General features: G+C 61.9%; 20 protein-coding genes and 1 other RNA gene. 8 read left to right on the top strand and 13 right to left on the bottom strand.

Translation table 11 applies throughout. The annotated features are described in order from the left end of the window. Positions 1-143 precede the first annotated feature (143 nt). The 4 genes from HGO40_RS23715 to HGO40_RS23730 form a co-directional block, all read right to left on the bottom strand. Entirely contained in the window at positions 144-1,361 is a 1,218-nt protein-coding gene (locus HGO40_RS23715; RefSeq protein WP_250965017.1) for a 2-octaprenyl-3-methyl-6-methoxy-1,4-benzoquinol hydroxylase, read from the bottom strand. A gap of 67 nt (positions 1,362-1,428) precedes the next feature. Beyond that, the gene (gene ubiH, locus HGO40_RS23720) at positions 1,429-2,616 is read right to left on the bottom strand and encodes a 2-octaprenyl-6-methoxyphenyl hydroxylase (protein WP_250964996.1); all 1,188 of its coding nucleotides are present in this window, start codon (positions 2,614-2,616) and stop codon (positions 1,429-1,431) included. After that, positions 2,613-3,947, bottom strand: a complete 1,335-nt coding sequence (gene pepP / locus HGO40_RS23725; protein ID WP_250964997.1) for a Xaa-Pro aminopeptidase — start codon at positions 3,945-3,947, stop codon at positions 2,613-2,615. The genes ubiH and pepP overlap by 4 nt, the downstream gene beginning before the upstream one ends. A gap of 25 nt (positions 3,948-3,972) precedes the next feature. Continuing rightward, complete coding sequence (locus HGO40_RS23730; RefSeq protein ID WP_058542287.1) at positions 3,973-4,527, bottom strand: YecA/YgfB family protein; 555 nt, start codon at positions 4,525-4,527, stop codon at positions 3,973-3,975. Positions 4,528-4,657: 130 nt separating this feature from the next. On the opposite strand from HGO40_RS23730, the gene HGO40_RS23735 reads away from it, so the two are divergent. The 4 genes from HGO40_RS23735 (at position 4,658) to HGO40_RS23750 (ending at position 6,111) form a co-directional block, all read left to right on the top strand. Then, positions 4,658-4,867, top strand: a complete 210-nt coding sequence (locus tag HGO40_RS23735; protein ID WP_003177365.1) for a TIGR02449 family protein — start codon at positions 4,658-4,660, stop codon at positions 4,865-4,867. After that, positions 4,864-5,181: a cell division protein ZapA gene (locus HGO40_RS23740; RefSeq protein WP_053126417.1), complete on the top strand. Its 318-nt coding sequence runs from the start codon at positions 4,864-4,866 to the stop codon at positions 5,179-5,181. Before HGO40_RS23735 ends, HGO40_RS23740 begins: the two co-directional genes overlap by 4 nt. 30 nt (positions 5,182-5,211) lie before the next feature. Further along, positions 5,212-5,391: non-coding RNA, 6S RNA (gene ssrS / locus HGO40_RS23745), on the top strand. Between the two features lie 114 nt (positions 5,392-5,505). Further along, positions 5,506-6,111 carry a 5-formyltetrahydrofolate cyclo-ligase gene (locus HGO40_RS23750; RefSeq protein WP_250964998.1) on the top strand — a complete coding sequence of 202 codons (606 nt, stop codon included), beginning with the start codon at positions 5,506-5,508 and terminating at the stop codon, positions 6,109-6,111. A gap of 35 nt (positions 6,112-6,146) precedes the next feature. Here the strand turns inward: HGO40_RS23750 and HGO40_RS23755 are convergent, their stop codons facing one another. After that, on the bottom strand, positions 6,147-6,293 hold the full coding sequence (locus tag HGO40_RS23755; RefSeq protein ID WP_162893876.1) for a hypothetical protein: 147 nt from the start codon (positions 6,291-6,293) through the stop codon (positions 6,147-6,149). A 195-nt stretch (positions 6,294-6,488) separates the two neighbouring features. Between HGO40_RS23755 and HGO40_RS23760 the strand changes: the two genes are divergently transcribed. Continuing rightward, complete coding sequence (locus HGO40_RS23760; protein ID WP_250964999.1) at positions 6,489-6,941, top strand: EVE domain-containing protein; 453 nt, start codon at positions 6,489-6,491, stop codon at positions 6,939-6,941. 140 nt (positions 6,942-7,081) lie between these two features. Here HGO40_RS23760 and HGO40_RS23765 read toward each other — a convergent pair whose 3' ends face one another. After that, the gene (locus tag HGO40_RS23765; RefSeq protein ID WP_186707593.1) at positions 7,082-7,498 is read right to left on the bottom strand and encodes a flagellar basal body-associated FliL family protein; all 417 of its coding nucleotides are present in this window, start codon (positions 7,496-7,498) and stop codon (positions 7,082-7,084) included. 150 nt (positions 7,499-7,648) lie between these two features. Here HGO40_RS23765 and HGO40_RS23770 point away from each other — a divergent pair, with 150 nt between their 5' ends. Next, positions 7,649-8,626, top strand: a complete 978-nt coding sequence (locus tag HGO40_RS23770; protein WP_250965000.1) for an NADPH:quinone oxidoreductase family protein — start codon at positions 7,649-7,651, stop codon at positions 8,624-8,626. Between the two features lie 49 nt (positions 8,627-8,675). Here HGO40_RS23770 and HGO40_RS23775 read toward each other — a convergent pair whose 3' ends face one another. Then, positions 8,676-9,281, bottom strand: coding sequence for an energy transducer TonB (locus HGO40_RS23775; protein WP_250965001.1), 606 nt, complete (start codon positions 9,279-9,281; stop codon positions 8,676-8,678). Positions 9,282-9,605: 324 nt separating this feature from the next. On the opposite strand from HGO40_RS23775, the gene glpT reads away from it, so the two are divergent. Next, entirely contained in the window at positions 9,606-10,955 is a 1,350-nt protein-coding gene (gene glpT, locus HGO40_RS23780; protein ID WP_250965002.1) for a glycerol-3-phosphate transporter, read from the top strand. Here the strand turns inward: glpT and HGO40_RS23785 are convergent. From HGO40_RS23785 to HGO40_RS23810, 6 genes are all read right to left on the bottom strand, one after another. Next, complete coding sequence (locus HGO40_RS23785) at positions 10,931-11,599, bottom strand: gamma-glutamylcyclotransferase (protein WP_053189100.1); 669 nt, start codon at positions 11,597-11,599, stop codon at positions 10,931-10,933. The two genes, glpT and HGO40_RS23785, sit on opposite strands and share 25 nt — an antisense overlap. Before the next feature lie 319 nt (positions 11,600-11,918). Beyond that, positions 11,919-12,887 carry a CDP-6-deoxy-delta-3,4-glucoseen reductase gene (locus HGO40_RS23790; RefSeq protein ID WP_250965003.1) on the bottom strand — a complete coding sequence of 323 codons (969 nt, stop codon included), beginning with the start codon at positions 12,885-12,887 and terminating at the stop codon, positions 11,919-11,921. Then, positions 12,887-14,353: a 4-hydroxy-3-polyprenylbenzoate decarboxylase gene (gene ubiD, locus HGO40_RS23795; RefSeq protein ID WP_039590257.1), complete on the bottom strand. Its 1,467-nt coding sequence runs from the start codon at positions 14,351-14,353 to the stop codon at positions 12,887-12,889. The genes HGO40_RS23790 and ubiD overlap by 1 nt, the downstream gene beginning before the upstream one ends. A 124-nt stretch (positions 14,354-14,477) precedes the next feature. Continuing rightward, complete coding sequence (rho, locus tag HGO40_RS23800) at positions 14,478-15,737, bottom strand: transcription termination factor Rho (protein WP_003206716.1); 1,260 nt, start codon at positions 15,735-15,737, stop codon at positions 14,478-14,480. Positions 15,738-15,978: 241 nt separating this feature from the next. Beyond that, positions 15,979-16,308, bottom strand: coding sequence for a thioredoxin TrxA (gene trxA, locus HGO40_RS23805; protein ID WP_003206727.1), 330 nt, complete (start codon positions 16,306-16,308; stop codon positions 15,979-15,981). Positions 16,309-16,429: 121 nt separating this feature from the next. After that, entirely contained in the window at positions 16,430-17,137 is a 708-nt protein-coding gene (locus HGO40_RS23810) for a FadR/GntR family transcriptional regulator (protein ID WP_250965004.1), read from the bottom strand. A 254-nt stretch (positions 17,138-17,391) separates the two neighbouring features. Here HGO40_RS23810 and HGO40_RS23815 point away from each other — a divergent pair, with 254 nt between their 5' ends. Further along, complete coding sequence (locus tag HGO40_RS23815) at positions 17,392-18,177, top strand: transporter substrate-binding domain-containing protein (RefSeq protein ID WP_250965005.1); 786 nt, start codon at positions 17,392-17,394, stop codon at positions 18,175-18,177. Positions 18,178-18,181: the final 4 nt, after the last annotated feature.

Raw genomic sequence — 18,181 nt, forward strand, 5'->3', positions numbered from 1 at the left:
CGCTCTGCTGAAAGGGCAAAGCGAATACCAACCAAAAGCGGCTTGAGGGCTTCCCCTCAACCATAGAATCTCCCACAGGTTTCACCGAATCAACTGTGGGAGCGAGCTTGCTCGCGATGGGGCCATAAGCCCCAACCCACATTTCAGGCCTTGGCCAGATCCGGCAGATCCCCAATCAACCCCAGCGCCTCGCGCACGAACAGCGCCTTGGCCTCAGGCAAGCGGTCCACCAGTTTCAACCCGGTGTTACGCAACCAGCGCACCGGCAGCGGATCGGCCTGGAACAACCGCTCGAAGCCCTCCATCGCGGCCATCAGCGCCAGGTTGTGGGGCATGCGGCGCCGCTCGTAGCGGCTCAACACCTTCACGTCCGCCAAGCGCTCGCCCCGTGCGGCCGCTTGCAACAGCACTTCGGCCAGCACGGCGGCGTCGAGGAAGCCCAGGTTCACCCCCTGCCCAGCCAACGGATGGATGGTGTGGGCGGCGTCGCCGATCAGCGCCAGCCCTTCGGCCACGTAGCGCTTGGCATGGCGCTGGCGCAGCGGCACGCACAGGCGCGGGTCGGCGCTCAGTACCGGACCGAGCTGGCCTTCGAAGGCGCGTTCCAGTTCGTTGCAGAATCGAGTGTCATCGAGCGCCATCAAGCGCTGCGCTTCTTCGGGGGTGGTGGACCAGACAATCGAGCACCAGTCATGCTGGCCGTCACGCTCAAGGGGCAGGAACGCCAGCGGACCGTTGTCGGTGAAGCGCTGCCACGCCGTCATTCGATGCGGCCGGGCGCTGCGCACGCTGGTGACGATGGCGTGGTGCAGGTAATCCCATTCGCGCGTCGCCACGCCGGTCAGGCGGCGCACAGCCGAATTCGCGCCGTCGGCGGCAATGACCAGGGGCGCGCGCAGGGTGCGGCCATCGGCCAGGGTCAGCAACCAATCGTCGCCGGAACGACGCATCTGTTCCAGCCGGGCATTGGCCAGCAGGCCCAGGTCGCAGTCATGCAACCGATCCAGCAGCGCGTCCTGCACCACGCGGTTTTCAACGATGTGCCCAAGCGTCTCGGCGTGCAGGCTGGCGGCGGAAAAATGGATCTGCCCGGTGCCGCTGCCGTCCCAGACGTGCATGTCGGTATAAGGGCTGGCACGCCGGGTGGTGATGCCGCCCCAGACGCCCAGGCGGTCGAGGATTCGCTGGCTGGCCGTCGACAAGGCGCTGACCCGGGGCTCGAACGCGGCCTGGGGATCGAACGGCTTGACGCTCATCGGGCTGCCGGCGAGCAACAGCACTTGCAGGCCACTGCCCTGCAACGCCAGCGCCAGGGCGCTGCCGACCATACCGGCGCCGACAATCAGCAGATCTGCACGCAATTCCATGCTCTATGCCTGTTTTGCTGGCGACGTCAGTCGCCCATGAAAAGAAGTGACCACGCCAGCCTCACGCATCGGGCCGCGTCCCCAAGCCCATGGCCTGGCGGGCGAACCAGCGCTTGGCCGGAGGCAACAGGTCGAGGCCCAGCAAGCCGAGGTTACGGCCCAGGGACACCAGCGGCAGGTTGCTGCCGAACAGGCGCGGGACCTGATCGGAGAAGCCCACGGTCAGGGCCTGGTCCGTGCGCTGGCTCTCGCGATAAGCCTGTAACACGACAAAGTCTCCGGGCTCGCCGTCGCTGTCGAGCAAGGCATCGGCCAGGGCCTGGGCATCGCGCAGGGACAGGGTGAACCCCTGCCCGGCAATTGGATGCAGGCTGTGGGCGGCATTGCCCAGGAGCGCCTGGTGCGGACGGACCTGCTCTTCAGCCTCCACCAACGCCAGCGGGTACAAGTGCCGCACACCCACCTGCTTCAGCGTACCCAGGCGATAACCGACCACACCCTGCAATTCGGCGAGGAAGCTGCGCTCGTCGAGGGCTGCCAGCCGTTGTGCGTCCATGCCCTGGCGGGTCCAGACCAACGCGCAGCGATTCTCCGGCAGCGGCAACAAGGCCATCGGGCCGTCATCGGTGAAGCTTTCGAAGGCCATGCCATTGTGGGCTTCGCTGGGGGTGATGTTGGCGATCAACGCGCTTTGGTCATAAGGGCGACTGCGCACGCCGACGCCCAACTGCTCGCGCAGGCTGGAGCGACCACCATCGGCCAATACCGCAAGATCGCACTCCAGGGTGGTTTCGTCGTCGAGGGTCAGGCGATAACCGCCGACCAATGGCTCCATGCGCGTCACCTGCGCCGGACAGCGCCAACTGACCACTTCCGGGTCCAGGCCTTGCCACAGGCACTGGCCGAGCCAGGCGTTTTCCACCACATAGCCCAGCGCTGGCACACCTTCTTCCATGGCCGACAGCCGCGCCGTGGAAAACCGCCCGCGGTCGGACACATGGATCTGCTTGATCGGTTCGGCGCGGCGGGAAATTTCCTGCCAGACACCCAGGCGTTGATAAATCTGCCGGGCACCGTAGGACAATGCCGAGGACCGGGCATCGTAGCTTGGCTGCCAGGCGTCGCCAGGGGCGAAGGGCGCGATCAGCATGATCTTCCAGCCCCGGGCCTTGGCACCGGCCTGCAGGGCCAGGGCCAGGCTCGCGCCGACCAGGCCGCCGCCGATGATGGCCACGTTGATCCGGCTCATGCCGCTTGCGTCCGGGCGGCGGCCATCAGGGCCTCGATGTCGGCGACCGTTTTCGGCACGCCTCGGCTCAGGATTTCACAACCGGTCTTGGTCACTACCACGTCATCCTCGATGCGCACGCCAATGCCGCGCCATTTTTTCGCGACGCTGCGGTTGTTCGGGCTGATATAGATGCCCGGTTCCACCGTCAACGTCATGCCGATTTCCAGGACCCGCCATTCGCCGCCGACCCGGTATTCGCCCACATCATGCACGTCCATGCCCAGCCAATGGCCGGCGCGGTGCATGTAGAACGCCCGGTAGGCCTCGCTGGCAATCAAATCGTCCACCTCACCTTCCAGCAGTCCCAGGCGCACCAACCCTTCGGTAATGACCCGGACCGTCGCTTCGTGGGCCTGGTTCCAGTGTTTGTCCGGTGCGATCTGGGCAAACGCGGCTTCCTGGGCGGCCAGCACCACTTCGTAGATCGCTTTCTGCTCGGGCGAAAACTTGCCGCTGACCGGCCAGGTACGGGTGATATCGCTGGCGTAGCAGTCGATTTCACAGCCGGCGTCGATCAACACCAGGTCGCCGTCCTTGAGCAACGCGTCGTTCTGCTGGTAGTGCAGGATGCAGCTGTTGCGCCCCGCCGCGACGATCGAGCCGTAGGCCGGCATCTTCGCCCCGCCCTTGCGAAACTCATAATCGAGCTCGGCCTCCAGGCTGAACTCATGCAACCCCGGGCGCGCCGCCTGCATCGCCCGGATGTGCGCCTGGGCGGAGATCCGCGCCGCTTCGCGCATGACCTTCAGTTCCGCCGCCGATTTATACAGGCGCATGTCGTGCAGCAAGTGATCCAGGGCAACGAATTCGTTCGGCGGCTGGGCGCCGAGGTGGGCCTTGGAGCGAATCACGATGATCCACTCCATCAGGTGCCGTTCGAATTCTGGGTTGCTGCCCATGGCCGAATACACCCGGTCGCGACCTTCGATCAGGCCCGGCAGGATGTCGTCGATGTCGGTGATGGGAAAAGCGTCGTCGGCACCGTAGTCACGGATCGCTCCTTCCTGGCCGGCGCGCAGGCCGTCCCACAACTCACGTTCGGCGTTGCGCTCGCGACAAAAGAGGATGTATTCGCCATGGGCGCGGCCGGGCATCAGCACCAGCACCGCTTGCGGCTCGGGAAAGCCGCTGAGGTATTGGAAGTCGCTGTCCTGGCGGTAGACATGCTCGACGTCGCGGTTGCGGATCGCAACGGCGGCGGCGGGCAGGATTGCGATGCTGTTGGGTTCCATCTGCGCCATCAAGGCCTTGCGGCGACGGCTGTATTCCGATTTCGGGATATGAATCATGGGCAGACGGGGTTCCCTCTAAAAATTAATGCAAGGACGGCTTGGGGGCCGCTGCATCGGTTTTCTTGGTCTCGGTGAACAGCAGCAATGGCGCGACCCGCAGGTACTCCATCACTTCCATGTAGTCGCTTTCGCCGTCGTCGGACTCTTCCAGGGCATCCTGGACCTGGGAAATCGCGGCCAGATCCTGCAGCACTTCCTTCGCTTCTTCGCTCAGCGCGTATTCGCGGCGGGTCAGGCCGAAGCCGGCGAGGAAGCCCTGGCACCACTGGCCCAGCGCCGCGGCGCGTTCGGCCAGGGGGGCGTCGTCAGTGGGCAACAGCAGGACGACGGTCATGTCGTCGCTGGTCAACTCGCCCTTGACCATTTCCTGTAGGCCGATCAGCGCGTTACGGACGTTGTCCGCCGGCTCGCCTTCCAACAGCTCGGCGGCGTCGGCCAACCAGCCGTCGGCCTCGAAGCCGGCGCCGGCGCAGCTGCGACCGAGCAACAGGCCATGCAGTTCGGCAGGCGAGACAGGATGACCGCTGGTGCTCAGCAGGGTGGCAAATGCTTGATACGGGGAATTCTGAATGGGCATGGGCAGCTAGGCGCCAGACGGCGCTATGTCTAGAATGGAGGCCTTGTATCCTACATCGACAGACTCGCCAAGACTATCAGAGGCTGTGCGACCTACATCCCTCCATCAGACACATTCTTCAGTGGACACAATGGAAGACACCGACCTGCAAGCGCTGATGGCCAGACTCGAACTGCTAATTGACCGGGTCGAGCAACTTAAGAGCCAAAACGGACTCCTATTAGCTCAGGAAAAAACCTGGCGCGAGGAACGCGCGCACCTCATTGAAAAAAACGAAATCGCCCGGCGTAAGGTCGAATCGATGATTTCGCGCCTCAAGGCCCTGGAGCAAGACTCATGAGTTCAAGCAATAGCGTTACCGTGCAGATCCTCGACAAAGAATATTCGATCATCTGCCCCCAGGAAGAGCGTAGCAACCTGGTGAGCGCCGCCCGTTACCTGGACGGCAAGATGCGCGAGATCCGCAGCAGCGGCAAAGTCATCGGTGCCGACCGCATCGCCGTGATGGCCGCCTTGAACATCACCCACGACCTGTTGCATCGCCAGGATACGCCGGACGTACAGGTCAGCGGCTCGACCCGTGAACAGGTGCGCGACCTGCTCGATCGGGTCGATCTGGTGCTCGCCACCGATCCAGACGTCGCCAAGGGCTGATTCGCGAAGCTGCCTGGGGTATACTCGCGTCACTCCCTGGGGTGCTTGCCAGTTGGTGATGTCCCTGAGCCGATACGCACAACCACGGGGGTTGCACGTTGGGGCCGGTGTGCATGTCCGCTTGACGGAAAGCCTTAACGCCTCCTGCAACTTCCACCTTGAACTTTCGGGTTCAAGGGCTAAGCCGACAGCGGTTCATCCGGGGAGCCTGACTCCAGACAATGCCAGTTCATATGAACTGGCATTGTCGTTTCTGGCGCAGGCATTTCTGGGCACCCTGTTTTGCGGTTACGCTGTGGCATTGCCACTGCGTGAAGCCTTGATATGACCGAACCCGCGCTGCTGCCCCGCCCGCAACTTCGCCGCCTGCTGCGCCAGGCCCGTCGCGCTCTGACGCCCGCCCAGCAACGTCAAGCCGCCCGCGGGCTGTACAAACAACTGGCCCAGCACCCGCTGTTTCGCCGTGCAAAGCACATCGCCCTGTACCTGCCCAACGATGGCGAAATCGACCCGCGCCTGCTGCTGCGCGCGGCCCAGCGCCGGGGCAAGGCCACTTACCTGCCGGTACTCAGCCCGTGGCCGCAGACCAAGATGGTATTCCAACGCATCCACCCCGGCGAACACATGCAGCCCAATCGGTTTCGTATCCCTGAACCGCGCAAGAACATCGCCCGGCAACGCAAGGTCTGGACGCTGGACCTGGTGCTGTTGCCACTGGTGGGATTTGACGATGCGGGAGGTCGGCTGGGCATGGGTGGCGGCTTTTACGACCGCAGCCTGGCGTACCTGGCGCGGCGCAAGCAGTGGCGCAAGCCGACGCTATTGGGGCTGGCCCATGAATGCCAGAAGGTCGAACGATTGGCGCAGGCAAGCTGGGACGTGCCGCTACAGGGGACAGTCAGCGACAGGCAGTGGTATATCGCGGGATAGACGCCGCGGTCATCCGCGGCGGCTGAAAAGCGGGTTCAGCGTTTGAGCGATGGCGCGGGTTGGGTGATATCCACCGGCGCCTCGGTCTTGTTGGCCCACAGGCTTTGGGCGTAACCCGTGGTCACGACACCCAGACCGAACAGAATGACCAAGATCCACAACAAATCCGGTTTGCGTTTCATCGATTGCCCCCCTCAAGGCATATCACACACGATGACAGCAGCGGTTTTCTTATTGGCCGTGCAGCAGCGTCAAGCTTGGAAGGCCGGCATTTTGCGGCAACCGGACCCTACACGCAAACTCTGGCGTCAACCGACTGTCGGTTTGTCATAAAATCGCTGAACTATTTTTTTCCACACCGCCAAGGAGTAGCAATCATGGCCTATTGGCTGATGAAGTCCGAGCCTGACGAATTGTCCATCCAGGGCTTGGAAAAGCTTGGCCAGGCCCGTTGGGACGGGGTTCGCAACTACCAGGCACGCAATTTCCTGCGGGCCATGGCGGTGGGCGATACATTCTTTTTCTACCATTCCAGCTGCCCCGAGCCCGGTATCGCCGGGATCGGCAAAATCATCCAGGCGGCCTACCCCGACCCGACCGCCCTGGACCCGGACAGCCATTATTTCGACGCCAAGGCCAGCCCGGACAAAAACCCCTGGACCGCGATCGACGTGGCCCATGTCGAGACGTTCCGCCACGTCCTGAAGCTCGACTACCTCAAGCAACAGACCGCCCTGGCGGAAATGCCGCTGGTGCAGAAAGGCTCGCGGCTGTCAGTGATGCCGGTGACGGCGGAGCAGTGGGCGGCGGTGGTTGCGCTGAAGCCTTGAGTGATTCGCTGTCCGGTAGGCCGCTATCGCGAGCAAGCTCGCTCCCACAGGGGTCTCGGGTGTTCACAAAATAGGACCACTGGAGATCCACTGTGGGAGCGAGCTTGCTCGCGATAGGGCCCGCCCAGCCACCACAAAACCTATTGAATGATCAGGTTGTTGAACAACAAATCATCCACCATCGGCTTGCCAGTCTCGTCGTTCATCACCTGCTGGGTCTGCTTCAACGCTTCCTGACGCAGTTTTTCCTTGGCTTCGAGGTTGTTCATCCCCTCGGTGGTCTGCTGGGCAAACAACGCCACCAACTGGTTACGAATCAGTGGCTCGTTGGCCTTGACCGCCGCCGCGGCGGCATCACCGGTCACGCGCAGGGCCACGTCGGCCTTGTAGACCTTCAGCTTCGCCGTGCCGTCCAAGCCATAGTTGCCCACGAACGGCGGGCTGAGGGTGATATAACTGACTTTCGGTGCCTCGCCCTCTTTCGCTTCCTTGGCCTCTTCGGCCATCGCCGCCACAGGCAGCGACAGGGCCAGCATCAACATGATCCACGCTTTCACAATCGATTCCTCATCCGGTTTGCGGCCCAGCATACCGACCCGCCATTCAAGCACAAGCTTATGGCCGGCTATCAGGGCGGGGCATGCTCGTTGACCCGTTGTCTCTCACACCTACACTTATCGGCCATCACTCCCAAAGGAATAGCCCTGATGAAAGCCGTGCTGTGCAAAGAATTCGGCCCCGCCGAATCGCTGGTGCTGGAAGACGTCGCCAGCCCCGTCGCCAAGAAGAACGAAGTGCTGCTGGACGTGCACGCCGCCGGGGTGAATTTCCCTGACACGCTGATCATCGAGGGCAAATACCAATTCAAGCCACCCTTCCCGTTTTCCCCCGGCGGCGAAGCGGCGGGCGTGGTCAGCCAGGTGGGTGAGAACGTCAGCCACTTGAAAGTCGGCGACCGGGTGATGGCGCTGACCGGCTGGGGCAGCTTTGCCGAACAGGTGACGGTCCCCGGCTACAACGTGTTGCCGATTCCCGCGTCCATGGACTTCAACACCGCCGCGGCTTTCAGCATGACCTATGGCACCTCGATGCACGCCCTCAGGCAACGGGCCAACCTGCAACCCGGCGAAACCCTGCTGGTGCTCGGCGCCTCCGGTGGCGTTGGCCTGGCGGCCGTGGAAATCGGCAAGGCCATGGGCGCCCGGGTGATCGCCGCCGCCAGCAGCGCGGAGAAACTCGCCGTGGCCAAGGCGGCCGGTGCCGACGATTTGATCAACTACAGCGAAACCAGCCTGAAGGAGGAAATCAAGCGCCTCACCGACGGCCAGGGCGCCGACGTGATCTACGACCCGGTGGGCGGCGACCTGTTCGACCAGGCCATCCGCGCCATCGCCTGGAACGGCCGGTTGCTGGTGGTGGGTTTTGCCAGCGGACGCATCCCGGAACTCCCCGTGAACCTGGCCTTGCTCAAGGGTGCTGCCGTGGTGGGCGTGTTCTGGGGCTCTTTCGCCCAGCGCCAACCGAAGGACAATGCCGCCAATTTCCAGCAACTGTTCGGCGGGTTCGCCGAGGGCAAGCTCAAGCCGCTGGTGTCCCAGGTGTATCCGCTGAGCAACGCCGCCCAGGCGATCAATGACCTGGGGCAGCGCAAGGCGGTGGGGAAGGTGGTTGTGCAGGTGCGTTGAATGCGTCAAGGCGGTCAGGCCCCATGCGCCGGACCGCCATTGACCCGCACTAAAGCAACTCTCGAACTTCCTTCGGTAACATCCGCATATACCGCGCCGCTGGAAAACTCCCGCAACGCTGCACGATTGAAGGCAAGAGCCTGTTGAACCGAGCGATCAAGGCCAGGCGCTCGGCTTCCGGTAATTGTTTGACGAAAAACACATTGGACAAGTAGAGGCGTGTGTAATGGAACGGGAGCAAGTCCTGCACCCATAACTGGCCGTTGGCGTGGGCGTTGATGTCCGAGCATTTCCAGGTCTTGATCCATTTATTGGCGTCCAGTGGCAAGTCATCCAGGCGGAACTCGAAGGGCGCTACGACATGCGTCTTCGCCGGGTGTTCGAGATCCACCGGCCAAGGCTTGAAGCGCCACTGACTGACCGCTTCCCGTGCGGCTTCGGCGAAATCCGGATGATCGCTGTGCAGGATCGTGACCTCATCGACACGACCATCGGCATGCACCATGAAGCCGACCCGGGCCATACCCGTAATGCCTTTGCGGAACAGGGTCGTCGGGTAATCCGGCCTCGGATTGTTTTCGGGCACCAACAACACCTCCGCTGCCCCGCTCGTACCGGACAAGCACAGCAACAGCATCACCACGGACCACCTCATTGCCCCTACCCCTCAGTTGAAATGCCAGACCTGGCAGAAACGTAAAGGGTAAAGGCCATGGCTCATGGGCCCTATAGCGAGACTTCCCATTTGGGCGAAGGACGTTTCCCACTGCTTTGCCCCGTATTCACCGATGCGGCGCATGAAAGGGCATCGCGAAGGCATTTCCTACGACGCCCTTCGCTTACGTCTGAACGACATGTTCACTTAAGAACATGACCAATCGAAATTTCTGCTTTTTATGCGCCAACGAGCGATGCTATTTTCGGTAACGAAACTGTAACATTCGCATCCGCCGCCATAACAAGAACCTGGAGCACTTGAATGTTTGCTTTCTTTCGACCTGCCGCACACCAGGCAGTCCTGCCTGAAGAAAAAATAGACAGCACCTACCGACGCCTTCGCTGGCAGATCTTCGCCGGGATCTTCATTGGCTACGCCGGGTATTACCTGCTGCGCAAGAACTTCTCCCTGGCCATGCCGTACCTGATCGACGAGGGTTATACCCGTGGCCAGCTGGGCCTGGCCATGTCCGCCATCGCCATCGCTTATGGGCTGTCGAAGTTCCTGATGGGCCTGGTGTCCGACCGTTCCAACCCCCGTTACTTCCTGCCCTTCGGCTTGCTGGTCTCGGCGGGAGTGATGTTCGTGTTCGGTTTCGCGCCCTGGGCAACGTCCAGCGTGACCATCATGTTCATCCTCCTGTTCATCAACGGCTGGGCCCAAGGCATGGGCTGGCCGCCACGCGGACGGACCATGGTGCATTGGTGGTCGCAGAAGGAACGTGGCGGCGTGGTGTCGGTGTGGAACGTGGCGCACAACGTCGGTGGCGGCCTGATCGGCCCGTTGTTCCTGCTGGGCATGGCCTGGTTCAATGATTGGCACGCGGCATTCTATGTGCCCGCTACCGTAGCGCTCGTCGTTGCGGTGTTTGCCTTCGCGACCATGCGCGACACCCCGCAATCGGTGGGCCTGCCCCCGATCGAGAAATACAAGAACGACTACCCGGAAGGCTACGACGCCAGCCACGAGAACGAATTCAGCGCCAAGGAAATCTTCGTCAAGTACGTGCTGCGCAACAAGATGCTCTGGTACATCGCCATGGCCAACGTCTTCGTCTACCTGCTGCGCTACGGCGTGCTGGACTGGGCGCCGACCTACCTCAAGGAAGCCAAGGGCTTCACGGTGGACAAGAGCTCCTGGGCCTATTTCTTCTACGAGTGGGCGGGCATTCCCGGCACGCTGCTGTGTGGCTGGATGTCCGACAAGATCTTCCGTGGCAACCGTGGCCTGACCGGCATGGTGTTCATGGCCCTGGTGACCGTGGCAACGCTGGTGTACTGGCTGAACCCGGCCGGCAACCCGACCGTCGACATGATCGCCCTGGTTTCCATCGGCTTCCTGATCTACGGCCCGGTGATGCTAATCGGTTTGCAGGCACTGGAGCTGGCGCCGAAGAAAGCCGCCGGTACCGCCGCGGGCTTCACGGGCCTGTTTGGTTACCTGGGTGGGTCGGTCGCGGCCAGTGCCGCCATGGGCTACACCGTGGACCACTTTGGCTGGAATGGCGGTTTTGTGCTGTTGGTCGGTGCCTGCTTGCTGGCGATGGCATTCCTCGCGCCAACCCTATGGCACAAGCAAATCGCCAGTCAGAGCCGCGAAGCGGTCGCCTGATCCAGCGCTGATTGGCAGCGCTTGAGCCGCGCCTCCAGGTTCCGGTCTGGCATGGCGTGGCTGCGCAGGGCGTGTACGGTCTGCTCGACATAATCGCGAGTGGTGCCGTAACGCCCACAGGCGCTTTCGAACACCTGGCTCAGCACATGGTCCGGCAAGTTGCCGGCATAGCTGGGCAGGTGTCGCTCCAACACAAAACCCAAGGCTTGCACCCGACTGCCATCCTCGAGACGGCAACTGAGCCAGTGCGGGCGATAGGACGGCACCGGCATCTCGCGCTGCCACAGGGCAAACAATGAGTCCTCAAGGTTCTCCTCCGGCAATCGATAGGCGAACCCGCTGCACGAACCGCCGCGATCCAATCCGAACACCAACCCTGGCAATTCCGGGGTGCCGCGGTGTTCGTGGGACCACAGGTATAAACCGCGATGGTAACCATGGACCCGGCCGCGCACCCGCTCCACCGCCGTACATTCCGGCCGCCAGATCAATGAACCGTACGCGAACAACCAGACCGGACCACCCTGGTGGAGACTCATGGTCAATTGCATCGAGGCGAGCAATTGTTCACGGGTCAGCTGCGGCCCCAGTTCGAGTCGTGGCGGGTACAAGGCACAGGTAATGGCGGATTCGATAGCGGTCATGGCCGTTAGCGGTTGGCTCCTCGCGGGGGCGGAAGGTAGTCGGGGTGCCGTCATGGTGTTGACGCTCAGGGGAATTCAGGCAAGTTAAATGCCATTGCGCACCCTATATACGTTATCGGTATCTAGCCTCAAGGCTAAATATCGAAACGAAATATATGAAGTTATATCGACGGGTGGACATGCGCGCTGTTGTGGCGAGGGAGCTTGCTCCCGCTCGGTTGCGCAGCGACCGCAAGATCTTGGGGCCGCTGCGCAGCCCAGCGGGAGCAAGCTCCCTCGCCACAAAAAAGCTCACTAAGCCTGGGTGGGTGAATGCGATTCAACCCCGCGGCGCATACGCAAACACATCCGCGCGCATCTGATGAGCGTCCATGCCGGCTTCCACCAAGGCATCGAGCGTGGCATAGATCATGGCCGGCGAACCGCTGGCATAGACGTGCACACCAGAAAGGTCACTGATGTCCTCGCACACCGCTTCATGGAGCATCCCGCAGCGCCCTTCCCAGCCACACAAGTCGCTGACGACTTTATGCAGGAACAGGTTCGGCAGTTTTTTCCATTCGTCCCAATGCTCGATTTCATAGAAATCTTCCGGCCGCCGCACGCCCCAATACAGGTGCACCGGGTGCTTGAAGCCCGCCGCGCGGCAGTGCTCGATCAAGCTGTGCATCTGCGCCATGCCGGTTCCAGCGGCGATCAGCACCAATGGGCCTTCCGGTAGTTCGGACAAATGCGTGTCGCCAAACGGCATTTCCACGCGCACGCTGGGGTTGCGTCGCAGTTGCTCCAGCAGCGCCTGTGCACTGCTTTCGCGCACCAATACGTGCAATTGCAGCTCGCGCCCGGAATGCGGCGCCGAGGCCAGGGAAAAAGCCGATTTCTCGCCGTTTTCCCTCTCGATCATCAGGTACTGCCCGGCGTGATAGCGCGGTGGCTTGCCCGCCGGCGCACGCAGGCGCACTCGCCAGACATCACCGCCTACGTCGGCGCACTCGATGACCTGGCACGCCAGGTTGCGTACCGGCAGCTCTCCCGGCGACAGCACGCCGTCCCACAGCACCACGCAGTCCTCCAGCGGCTCGGCGATACAGGTGAAGATCTCACCGTGATCGCGCACCTCGCCCGCCTGTTGCACACGGCCTTCCACCAGCAACGCGCCACAGACGTGGCAGTTGCCGTTGCGGCAGCTTTGCGGGCATTCATAGCCCAGGCGCCGCGCGCCATCGAGAATCCGCTCCGCCGGCTGTATCTCCAGCACCGCGCCGGAAGGCTGCAAGGTTACACGCATCAATCTATTCCTAACTGATTCCAGATGGCATCGATCCGTTGGGTAACGGCTTCATCCTTGACGATAACCCGGCCCCACTCACGGGTGGTTTCACCGGGCCATTTATGCGTGGCATCTAGCCCCATCTTCGACCCCAGGCCAGACACCGGCGAGGCGAAGTCGAGGTAGTCGATCGGCGTATTCTCGATCATCACCGTGTCGCGCTTGGGGTCCATGCGCGTGGTGATGGCCCAGATCACGTCGTTCCAGTCCCGTGCATTGATATCGTCGTCGGTGACGATAACGAACTTGGTGTACATGAACTGTCGCAAAAACGACCAGACCCCGAGCATCACCCGCTTGGCGTGCCCCGGATACGACTTCTTCATGGTCACCACGGCCATGCGATACGAACAGCCTTCCGGCGGCAAATAGAAATCGGTAATTTCCGGAAACTGCTTTTGCAGGATAGGCACGAACACTTCGTTCAGCGCCACGCCGAGAATCGCCGGCTCATCAGGCGGACGACCGGTGTAGGTGCTGTGGTAGATCGGCTTGATCCGATGGGTGATGCGCTCGACGGTAAACACCGGGAAGCTGTCGACTTCGTTGTAGTAACCGGTGTGGTCGCCGTACGGCCCTTCGTCGGCCATTTCGCCGGGATGGATCACCCCCTCAAGGATGATCTCGGCGGTGGCCGGCACTTGCAGGTCATTGCCGCGGCATTTCACCAGTTCGGTACGGTTGCCCCGCAGCAGGCCGGCGAAGGCATATTCGGAAAGGCTGTCGGGCACGGGCGTGACAGCGCCGAGGATAGTCGCCGGGTCCGCGCCCAGGGCCACCGACACCGGGAAAGGCTGGCCGGGGTGTTTTTCACACCACTCGCGGTAATCCAGCGCACCACCGCGATGGCTCAGCCAGCGCATGATGACCTTGTTGCGGCCGATCACCTGCTGACGGTAGATGCCCAGGTTCTGGCGGTCCTTGTTCGGGCCTTTGGTGACGGTCAGGCCCCAGGTGATCAGCGGGCCGACGTCGCCCGGCCAGCAGGTCTGTACCGGCAGCATAGCCAAATCGACATCGTCACCCTCGATCACCACTTCCTGGCAGATCGCGTCCTTGACGACTTTCGGCGCCATGGAAATGATCTTGCGGAAAATCGGCAGCTTCGACCAAGCGTCCTTCAGGCCTTTGGGCGGCTCGGGCTCCTTGAGGAACGCCAGCAGCTTGCCGATCTCGCGCAGTTCGCTGACGGCTTCGGCACCCATGCCCAGGGCCACGCGCTCCGGTGTGCCGAACAGGTTGCCCAGCACCGGGATGTCATAACCCGTCGGGTTTTCGAACAACAGCGCCGGGCCTTTTGCGCGCAGGGTGCGGTCGCAGACCTCGGTCATTTCCAGGACGGGGGACACCGGCACCTGGATGCGCTTGAGTTCGCCGCGCTGTTCCAGCCCACTGATAAAGTCGCGCAAGTCGCGATACTGCATGCAAAAGCCTCATGGTCGCCGTGGCGTTCGGGGGCCCGAGTTTAACGCCGCCCGTCCAGAATAGTGAATGCACAGATAGCAAAAAGCCGGGTTTCCCCGGCTCTTGCTGGCCTGTCCTGATGATTTACTTGCGTTTCATCGACAGGAAGAACTCATCGTTGGTCTTGGTCGTCTTCAGCTTGTCGACCAGGAACTCGATGGCAGCGACTTCATCCATCGGATGCAGCAGCTTGCGCAGGATCCACATGCGCTGCAACTCGTCATCGGCGGTCAGCAACTCTTCGCGACGGGTACCGGAACGGTTGATGTTGATGGCCGGGAACACACGCTTCTCGGCGATACGACGGTCCAGGGGCAGCTCCATGTTGCCGGTGCCCTTGAATTCCTCGTAGATCACTTCGTCCATCTTCGAACCGGTTTCAACCAGTGCGGTGGCGATGATGGTCAGCGAACCGCCTTCCTCGATGTTCCGCGCGGCGCCGAAGAAACGCTTCGGTTTTTCCAGCGCGTGGGCATCGACACCACCGGTCAGCACCTTGCCGGAGCTCGGGATCACGGTGTTGTAGGCACGGGCCAGACGGGTGATGGAGTCCAGCAGGATCACCACGTCCTTCTTGTGCTCGACCAGGCGCTTGGCCTTCTCGATCACCATTTCGGCAACCTGCACGTGACGGGTTGGCGGCTCGTCGAACGTCGAGGCGACCACTTCGCCGCGCACGGTGCGCTGCATTTCGGTCACTTCTTCCGGACGTTCGTCGATCAGCAACACGATCAGGTGAACTTCAGGGTTGTTACGGGCGATGTTGGCCGCGATGTTCTGCAGCATGATCGTCTTGCCCGCTTTCGGCGGCGCCACGATCAGGCCACGCTGGCCTTTGCCGATGGGTGCGCACAGGTCGATGACACGACCGGTGAGGTCTTCGGTGGAACCGTTGCCGGCTTCCATCTTCATGCGCACGGTCGGGAACAGCGGGGTCAGGTTCTCGAAGAGAATCTTGTTCTTCGCGTTTTCCGGACGATCGAAGTTGATCGTGTCGACCTTGAGCAGGGCGAAGTAACGCTCGCCTTCCTTCGGAGGGCGGATCTTGCCAACGATGGTGTCACCGGTGCGCAAGTTGAAGCGACGGATCTGGCTCGGCGAGACGTAGATATCGTCTGGGCCGGCGAGATAGGAAGCGTCTGCGGAGCGAAGGAAGCCGAAGCCGTCCTGGAGAATCTCCAGCACGCCATCACCGGAGATTTCCTCGCCGCTTTTCGCGTGCTTCTTGAGCAGGGAGAAAATCACGTCCTGCTTGCGCGAACGGGCCATATTTTCTATGCCCATCTGTTCGGCCAATTCGAGCAGTTCGGTAATCGGCTTTTGCTTGAGTTCAGTCAGATTCATATAGGAATGACGTAATCATTTATGGAGGGGGGAAATTAAGCTTTTGGCTTAATGAGGCCGCGCCGCGGAGAAGGCGACAGGATCGCGTACTTATTCGAAAGGAGAGCGTCGGCGACGGCTTGCAGGGGGCAATGGAGAAACCAGTGCGGGGCCGAATGTACCACCTGGGTTTGCAAGCGTCTAGCCCCGAATAACGAAAAAGCCCCGCGATTTGCGGGGCTTTTCCAGTGGCATTCGGCGCTTAGATGTTGGCGTCGAGGAAAGCGGCCAGTTGCGACTTCGACAGCGCACCGACCTTGGTGGCTTCGACGTTGCCGTTCTTGAACAGCATCAGGGTCGGGATACCACGCACGCCGTGCTTGGCCGGCGTCTCCTGGTTTTCGTCGATGTTCAGCTTGGCAACGGTCAGCTTGCCCTTGTAGGTCTCGGCAATCTCGTCCAGGACCGGAGCGATCATTTTGCAAGGACCGCACCACTCAGCCCAATAGTCGACCAGTACCGCGCCTTCGGCCTTGAGAACGTCAGCTTCGAAGCTAGCGTCGCTAACGTGTTTGATCAGATCGCTGCTCATGGAAATCTCCGGGGTCATCAGCAAAAAAACGTGGCCCATCATAGCGGCCCTTCCCGGGTTCAGGAAGCCGCAGTTGATTGAGTCTCGCTATGGCGCACGATGTATTTGAGTATGGCCCGGTTCAAGAAGCTACGGGAGCGACAAAGGAAATGCCGGTACGCAGCGCAGCGTTACGTACATGTTCCTGCATGGCTTTTTGCGCGGCGCCTGACGCCCGACGGGCCAGGGCGCGCAGGATCTTGCGATGCTCCTGCCAGGTTTCCATCGCCCGCTCCGCCCGGATGAACGGTAGTTTCTGGCTCTCCAGGAAGATCTCGGCGCTGGCGGTGAGGATGCTCAGCATCGCCTGGTTGCCGCTGGCCAGCAGGATTCGCCGATGGAATTCGAAATCCAGCCGCGCGGCGGCGTCGAAATCCCCGACCTTCAATTCCCGACGCATGGCTTCGACATTGTCTTGCAACCGGTCGAGCTCATCGGCGCTGAGCGTCACCGCCGCCAACCCCGCCGCGAAACCCTCCAGGGCGTAGCGCAACTGGAAGATGTCCACCGGCGAAGCCTGGGCCGCGAACGGCCAGCCCGGTGCCGACTCGCTGCGTGGAGCCTCTACCGGTGCCTGCACGAACACGCCCTTGCCCGGCTGCACGCTGATCATGCCCAGGGCACTCAGGGAGGACAGCGCTTCGCGCAACGACGCCCGGCTCACCCCCAGTTGCAGCGCCAGGTCCCGTTGCGACGGCAGCGCATCGCCGGGGCCGAAGCCTTCATCGACGATCAGTTTGCGGATGGCTTGCAGCGCCACTTCAGGAACGGCACGAGCGATGGAATTCATGATTTTTCAGACGAACCGGGCCAGTGAGCGGCTAGTTGTAAAGCTATTCGCCGCGCCCGGCAAGTCGTGCCCCAGCAGGGTTCGGCGGCAAATGCCGACGCTCGATAAAGGTGCGAAACGCGGCGCAACTGTTCAGACCAGTAAGACCGCCTCCCACCAGCAAAACCGTGGCTTTGACCGATTAAAAGCCGGCTTGGCATGGCCTGTGCTCTGTCCGAACGCAGAAATCACATCACCGATTGCGGAGATTCGCCATGATTCAGCGTTGCAGCGCCCTGCTCACAGCCCTGTTCGCCAGCCTGATGCTTTGTCAGCTGCCTGCCCACGCCGATGGCCTGGAAGACGTGGTCAAGCGTGGCACCCTCAAGGTCGCCGTGCCCCAGGACTTTCCGCCCTTCGGTTCGGTCGGCCCGGACATGAAGCCCCGCGGCCTGGACATCGACACCGCGAAACTGCTGGCCGACCAGCTCAAGGTCAAGCTTGAACTGACCCCAGTCAACAGCACCAACCGCATCCCGTTCCTGACCACCGGCAAGGTCGACCTGGTGATTTCCAGCCTGGGCAAGAATCCGGAGCGGGAAAAGGTCATCGATTTCTCCAGTGCCTATGCGCCGTTCTACCTGGCCGTGTTCGGCCCGCCTGCTGCCGCCATCAACACCCTGGACGACCTCAAGGGCAAGACCATCAGCGTCACCCGTGGCGCCATCGAAGACATCGAGCTGACCAAAGTCGCCCCCGAAGGCGCCACCATCAAGCGCTTCGAAGACAACAACTCGACCATCGCCGCCTACCTGGCCGGCCAGGTCGACCTGATCGCCAGCGGCAATGTGGTGATGGTCGCCATCAGCGAACGCAACCCCAAGCGTGTTCCGGCGCTGAAGGTGAAACTCAAGGACTCGCCGGTGTACGTGGGCGTGAACAAGAACGAGCCGGCCTTGCTGGACAAGGTCAACCAGATCCTGGCCACCGCCAAGACCGATGGCAGCCTGGAAAAGAACGCCCAGACCTGGCTCAAACAGCCGCTGCCGGCCGATCTCTGACCGT

The sequence above is a fragment of the Pseudomonas sp. CG7 genome (assembly GCF_023701885.1).
Taxonomy (GTDB): domain Bacteria; phylum Pseudomonadota; class Gammaproteobacteria; order Pseudomonadales; family Pseudomonadaceae; genus Aquipseudomonas; species Aquipseudomonas zanjanensis.

Excerpts from the sequence above, each read along its gene's own strand:
- ubiD (WP_039590257.1), bottom strand. The coding sequence starts at position 14,353 with ATGCAGTATCGCGACTTGCGCGACTTTATCAGTGGGCTGGAACAGCGC.
- HGO40_RS23770 (WP_250965000.1), top strand. The coding sequence starts at position 7,649 with ATGAAAGCCGTGCTGTGCAAAGAATTCGGCCCCGCCGAATCGCTGGTG.
- HGO40_RS23730 (WP_058542287.1), bottom strand. The coding sequence starts at position 4,527 with ATGCCCATTCAGAATTCCCCGTATCAAGCATTTGCCACCCTGCTGAGC.
- HGO40_RS23740 (WP_053126417.1), top strand. The coding sequence starts at position 4,864 with ATGAGTTCAAGCAATAGCGTTACCGTGCAGATCCTCGACAAAGAATAT.
- trxA (WP_003206727.1), bottom strand. The coding sequence starts at position 16,308 with ATGAGCAGCGATCTGATCAAACACGTTAGCGACGCTAGCTTCGAAGCT.
- HGO40_RS23815 (WP_250965005.1), top strand. The coding sequence starts at position 17,392 with ATGATTCAGCGTTGCAGCGCCCTGCTCACAGCCCTGTTCGCCAGCCTG.
- HGO40_RS23785 (WP_053189100.1), bottom strand. The coding sequence starts at position 11,599 with ATGACCGCTATCGAATCCGCCATTACCTGTGCCTTGTACCCGCCACGA.
- HGO40_RS23750 (WP_250964998.1), top strand. The coding sequence starts at position 5,506 with ATGACCGAACCCGCGCTGCTGCCCCGCCCGCAACTTCGCCGCCTGCTG.
- HGO40_RS23755 (WP_162893876.1), bottom strand. The coding sequence starts at position 6,293 with ATGAAACGCAAACCGGATTTGTTGTGGATCTTGGTCATTCTGTTCGGT.
- ubiH (WP_250964996.1), bottom strand. The coding sequence starts at position 2,616 with ATGAGCCGGATCAACGTGGCCATCATCGGCGGCGGCCTGGTCGGCGCG.
- HGO40_RS23790 (WP_250965003.1), bottom strand. The coding sequence starts at position 12,887 with ATGCGTGTAACCTTGCAGCCTTCCGGCGCGGTGCTGGAGATACAGCCG.
- glpT (WP_250965002.1), top strand. The coding sequence starts at position 9,606 with ATGTTTGCTTTCTTTCGACCTGCCGCACACCAGGCAGTCCTGCCTGAA.
- rho (WP_003206716.1), bottom strand. The coding sequence starts at position 15,737 with ATGAATCTGACTGAACTCAAGCAAAAGCCGATTACCGAACTGCTCGAA.
- HGO40_RS23760 (WP_250964999.1), top strand. The coding sequence starts at position 6,489 with ATGGCCTATTGGCTGATGAAGTCCGAGCCTGACGAATTGTCCATCCAG.
- HGO40_RS23735 (WP_003177365.1), top strand. The coding sequence starts at position 4,658 with ATGGAAGACACCGACCTGCAAGCGCTGATGGCCAGACTCGAACTGCTA.
- HGO40_RS23775 (WP_250965001.1), bottom strand. The coding sequence starts at position 9,281 with ATGAGGTGGTCCGTGGTGATGCTGTTGCTGTGCTTGTCCGGTACGAGC.
- HGO40_RS23810 (WP_250965004.1), bottom strand. The coding sequence starts at position 17,137 with ATGAATTCCATCGCTCGTGCCGTTCCTGAAGTGGCGCTGCAAGCCATC.
- pepP (WP_250964997.1), bottom strand. The coding sequence starts at position 3,947 with ATGATTCATATCCCGAAATCGGAATACAGCCGTCGCCGCAAGGCCTTG.